At 70.3% G+C, this 4,383-nt stretch carries 6 protein-coding genes; all 6 read right to left on the minus strand.

All coding sequences use genetic code 11. From position 1 onward, the window contains the following. Positions 1 to 15: 15 nt before the first annotated feature. The gene (gene yajC / locus ACFTZL_RS41730) at positions 16 to 543 is read right to left on the minus strand and encodes a preprotein translocase subunit YajC (RefSeq protein ID WP_382594880.1); all 528 of its coding nucleotides are present in this window, start codon (positions 541 to 543) and stop codon (positions 16 to 18) included. A 184-nt stretch (positions 544 to 727) separates the two neighbouring features. Beyond that, positions 728 to 1,798, minus strand: coding sequence for a Holliday junction branch migration DNA helicase RuvB (ruvB, locus tag ACFTZL_RS41735; RefSeq protein ID WP_382594883.1), 1,071 nt, complete (start codon positions 1,796 to 1,798; stop codon positions 728 to 730). 23 nt (positions 1,799 to 1,821) lie between these two features. After that, a complete protein-coding gene (gene ruvA, locus ACFTZL_RS41740) occupies positions 1,822 to 2,427 on the minus strand; it encodes a Holliday junction branch migration protein RuvA (RefSeq protein ID WP_184597235.1) in 606 nt (201 codons plus the stop codon). Continuing rightward, a complete protein-coding gene (ruvC, locus tag ACFTZL_RS41745; protein ID WP_382594886.1) occupies positions 2,424 to 2,954 on the minus strand; it encodes a crossover junction endodeoxyribonuclease RuvC in 531 nt (176 codons plus the stop codon). The genes ruvA and ruvC overlap by 4 nt, the downstream gene beginning before the upstream one ends. Before the next feature lie 144 nt (positions 2,955 to 3,098). Further along, on the minus strand, positions 3,099 to 3,851 hold the full coding sequence (locus ACFTZL_RS41750) for a YebC/PmpR family DNA-binding transcriptional regulator (RefSeq protein WP_382594889.1): 753 nt from the start codon (positions 3,849 to 3,851) through the stop codon (positions 3,099 to 3,101). Between the two features lie 48 nt (positions 3,852 to 3,899). Continuing rightward, positions 3,900 to 4,383 (minus strand): pyridoxal 5'-phosphate synthase glutaminase subunit PdxT (pdxT, locus tag ACFTZL_RS41755; protein WP_382594892.1); only part of this gene is annotated, 484 nt, incomplete at its 5' end.

Here is a 4,383-nt window from a genome sequence, read left to right on the forward strand (position 1 = left end):
CACCCCGGGAAACGACTACTTCGCCTCGGAGTCGCCGTCGGTCTTCTTCGGCTCTGCGTCCGTCTTCGCCTCTGCGTCCGTCTTCGTCTCGGCGGCCGGGGTGTCATCGGCCGGGGCGTCGTCGCCGGCCGGCTCGTCGGCCGCGTCCTTCTTGCCGAGGTCGACGGGCTTGTCGTCGGCGTCGGCGGAGGAGTCGTCGGTCTCGGTGAGGGAAGAGGCGTCGTCCGGGACGATGTCGGCGTCGGACTTCAGGTCGTGCTCGACGCCGTGGACGACGCGGTTGTACTCGTCGTCGCTGAGCACGGCACCGATGGCGTTCTTGGCGAAGAGGAGCTCGACGCCCGGGCCGGCGTCGACGAGGACGGTGTCCTCGTTCACCTCCTTGACCGTGGCGTAGATGCCCCCGATGGTGCGGACGCCGCTGCCGGGCTGCATCTGGTTCCGCATGTCCACGGCCTGCTGCTGCTTCTTCTTGGCCGACCGGGTCATGAGGAACATGGCCCCGATGAGCACAATGAACGGGAGGAGGGTCAGGAGACTCACGGTCGGTACTTCCTTCACACGACCGCGCTGTGAGCGGCCAGATGGTTGGGGGTATGTACGCCGCCGACAAAGACGGCATCGGCGGAGTCTAAGCGAGTCCGCGCGCATGGAACAACGCTCAGCATGGCACCGGGGTTCCTGGTGCGGCCACTGGCCTCGCCGACCCGGAGCGGTGACGGCGTCGTCACGCCCCGAACAGGTCCTGTTGTCCGTTTCCGGTGGTCTGGGAGCCGGGCGGGGTGAGGCCGAGATGCGCCCATGCGGCGGGGGTGGCGACCCTGCCGCGCGGAGTGCGGGCCAGCAGTCCTTCCCTTACCAGGAAGGGCTCGGCCACCTCCTCCACGGTCTCACGCTCCTCCCCCACCGCGACCGCGAGCGTGGACAGGCCGACGGGTCCGCCGCCGAACAGCTTGAGCAGGGCTTCCAGCACACCTCGGTCGAGGCGGTCGAGGCCGCGCTCGTCCACCTCGTAGACGGCGAGGGCGGCCGCCGCGATGTCCTTGGTGATCAGCCCGTCGGCCTTGACCTGGGCGTAGTCCCGGACGCGGCGCAGCAGACGGTTGGCGATGCGGGGGGTGCCGCGGGAGCGGCCGGCGATCTCGGCGGCGCCCTCCGGATCGGTCTCGACCTCGAGGAGGTGGGCCGAGCGGTGGATGACCCGCTCCAGTTCGGCCGGTTCGTAGAACTCCATGTGGGCGGTGAAGCCGAAGCGGTCGCGCAGCGGGGGCGGCAGCAGCCCCGCGCGCGTGGTGGCGCCGACCAGGGTGAACGGGGGCAGCTCCAGTGGGATGGCGGTGGCTCCCGGGCCCTTGCCGACGATGACGTCGACGCGGAAGTCCTCCATCGCCATGTACAGCATCTCCTCGGCGGGCCGGGACATGCGGTGGATCTCGTCGAGGAAGAGGACCTCGCCCTCCTGGAGGGAGGAGAGGATCGCCGCGAGGTCGCCGGCGTGCTGGATGGCGGGGCCCGAGGTGATGCGGATGGGGGCGCCCATCTCGGCCGCGATGATCATCGACAGGGTGGTCTTGCCGAGGCCGGGGGCGCCGGAGAGCAGCACGTGGTCGGCGGTGGCGCCACGCGCGCGTGCGGCGCGCAGGACGAGGTCGAGCTGCTCGCGGACCTTCTCCTGGCCGATGAACTCGTCCAGGTCCTTGGGGCGCAGGGCGGCCTCGACGGCCTGGTCCTCACCGTCGGCTGCCGCGCCGACGAGCCGCTCGGCGGCGGGGGCGTCGGTGGTGTCGTCCCAGTTCATGATGTGCCTCGGTGTGTGGGGGTTCAGCGGGCGCGGTTCAGGGTCTGGAGGGCGGCCTTCAGCAACTGGCCGACCTGCGGAGCACCCTCGGCGGCCTCGGCCTGCGGAGCCACGGCGGTCACGGCCTCGTCGGCCTCCCGGGTCGCGTATCCGAGGCCGATCAGGGCCGCGTGCAGCTGGTCACGCCAGCCGGTGCTGACCGGCGTACCGACTGCCGGGGCGCCGAGCGGCTCGCCGAGCCGGTCCTTCAGTTCCAGGAGCAGCTTCTGGGCGCCCTTCTTGCCGATGCCGGGAACGGCGGTGAGCGCCTTCTCGTCGGCGGTGGCGACCGCCCGGCGCAGGGCGTCCGGGGTGTGTACGGCCAGCATCGCCTGGGCGAGTCTCGGTCCCACGCCGCTCGCTGTCTGGAGCAGCTCGAAGGTCTGCCGCTCGTCGTCGTCCGCGAAGCCGTACAGGGTCAGTGAGTCCTCGCGTACGACGAGGGAGGTGTGCAGCTTGGCGGGCCGGCCGATGCGGAGCGTGGACAGTGTGTTCGGCGTGCACTGCACGGCCATGCCGACGCCGCCGACCTCGACGACCGCGGCATCGGGGGCGAGCGCGGCGACCGTGCCGCTGACGAAGGCGATCATGCCGTACGGCCTTTCGATGCGTGCAGGGCGACGGCCTGCTGGAGTCGGTTCTGCGCGGGGGCGCGCCAGATGTGGCAGATGGCGAGGGCGAGGGCGTCGGCCGCGTCGGCGGGCTTGGGCGGTGCGCTGAGCCGGAGCAGGCGGGTCACCATCGCGCCCACCTGGGCCTTGTCGGCCCGGCCGCTGCCGGTGACGGCGGCCTTGACCTCGCTCGGGGTGTGCAGCGCCACGGGGATCCCGCGACGCGAGGCGCACAGAATGGCGACGGCGCTGGCCTGGGCGGTGCCCATCACCGTACGGACGTTGTGCTGGCTGAAGACGCGCTCCACGGCGACGAACTCCGGCCGGTGCTCGTCCAGCCACTCTTCGATGCCCTGCTCGACGGCGACGAGGCGGTGGCCGAGGTCGGCGTCCGCCGGTGTCCGGACGACGCCGACTCCGATCATCGTGAGCGGCCGTCCGGCGACGCCCTCGACCACGCCGACACCGCACCGGGTCAGTCCCGGGTCCACCCCCAGCACGCGCACGCGCGCCCTCCCTATCGATATCGATCGCCAGTTTGTGCAGGCTATCGGGTGCCACCGACAACGCCCCGCACCCACACCCGAATAGCGCGAAGGGCCGACGGGATGTCCCGTCGGCCCGTGCAGCCCTTGAAGCCCGCGGCGGCGTTACGCGTCGACCTTCTCCATGATCTCGTCGCTGACGTCGAAGTTGGCGAAGACGTTCTGCACGTCGTCGCTGTCCTCGAGCGCGTCGATCAGCTTGAAGATCTTCTTGGCGCCTTCCTCGTCCAGCTCGACCTGGACGGACGGCACGAAGCTGGAGTCGGCGGAGTCGTAGTCGATGCCGGCCTCCTGGAGGGCGGTGCGGACCGCGACCAGGTCGGTGGCCTCGCTGAGCACCTCGAAGGACTCACCGAGGTCGTTGACCTCCTCGGCGCCCGCGTCCAGGACGGCGGTGAGGACGTCGTCCTCGGACAGCTCGCCCTTGGGGACGATGACGACGCCCTTGCGGCTGAACATGTACGACACCGAGCCCGGGTCGGCCATGTTGCCGCCGTTGCGGGTCATCGCGACGCGGACGTCCGAGGCGGCGCGGTTGCGGTTGTCGGTGAGGCACTCGATGAGCACCGCGACGCCGTTCGGGCCGTAGCCCTCGTACATGATCGTCTCGTAGTCGGCGCCGCCGGCCTCGAGGCCACCGCCGCGCTTGACCGCGGAGTCGATGTTCTTGTTCGGGACCGACTGCTTCTTCGCCTTCTGGATGGCGTCGTACAGCGTCGGGTTGCCCTCGATGTCGACGCCGCCCATGCGCGCCGCGACCTCGATGTTCTTGATCAGCTTCGCGAAGAGCTTGCCACGCTTGGCATCGATGACGGCCTTCTTGTGCTTGGTCGTGGCCCATTTAGAGTGGCCGGACATCTGCCTGTCTCCTTCGCGTAACCCATCTCAGCAACGAACGCAGGAATCCTACAAGGACTCGGCTGTACGGTTCGCGCGCACCATGTCCACGAACAGGCCGTGCACACGGTGGTCGCCGGTCAGTTCCGGGTGGAACGACGTGGCCAGAGCCATGCCCTGGCGGACCGCGACGATATGGCCGTCGTGCTCGGCGAGCACCTCGGCCGACGCACCGACGGACTCGACCCAGGGGGCGCGGATGAAGACGCCCTCCACCGGGGCGCCCTCGACGCCCTCGACGTCGACGGCCGCCTCGAAGGACTCGTTCTGCCGGCCGAAGGCGTTGCGGCGCACGATCATGTCGATGCCGCCGATGGTCTCCTGGCCCGAGCGCGGGTCGAGGATCTTGTCGGCGAGCATGATCATGCCGGCGCAGGTGCCGTAGACGGGCAGACCGTCCCGCACGCGCGCGCGGAGCGGGTCCATCAGGCCGAACAGCACGGCCAGCTTCGAGATGGTGGTGGACTCGCCGCCGGGGATGACGAGGCCGTCC

The sequence above is a fragment of the Streptomyces sp. NPDC056948 genome, from assembly GCF_042674225.1.
GTDB lineage: Bacteria > Actinomycetota > Actinomycetes > Streptomycetales > Streptomycetaceae > Streptomyces > Streptomyces purpurascens.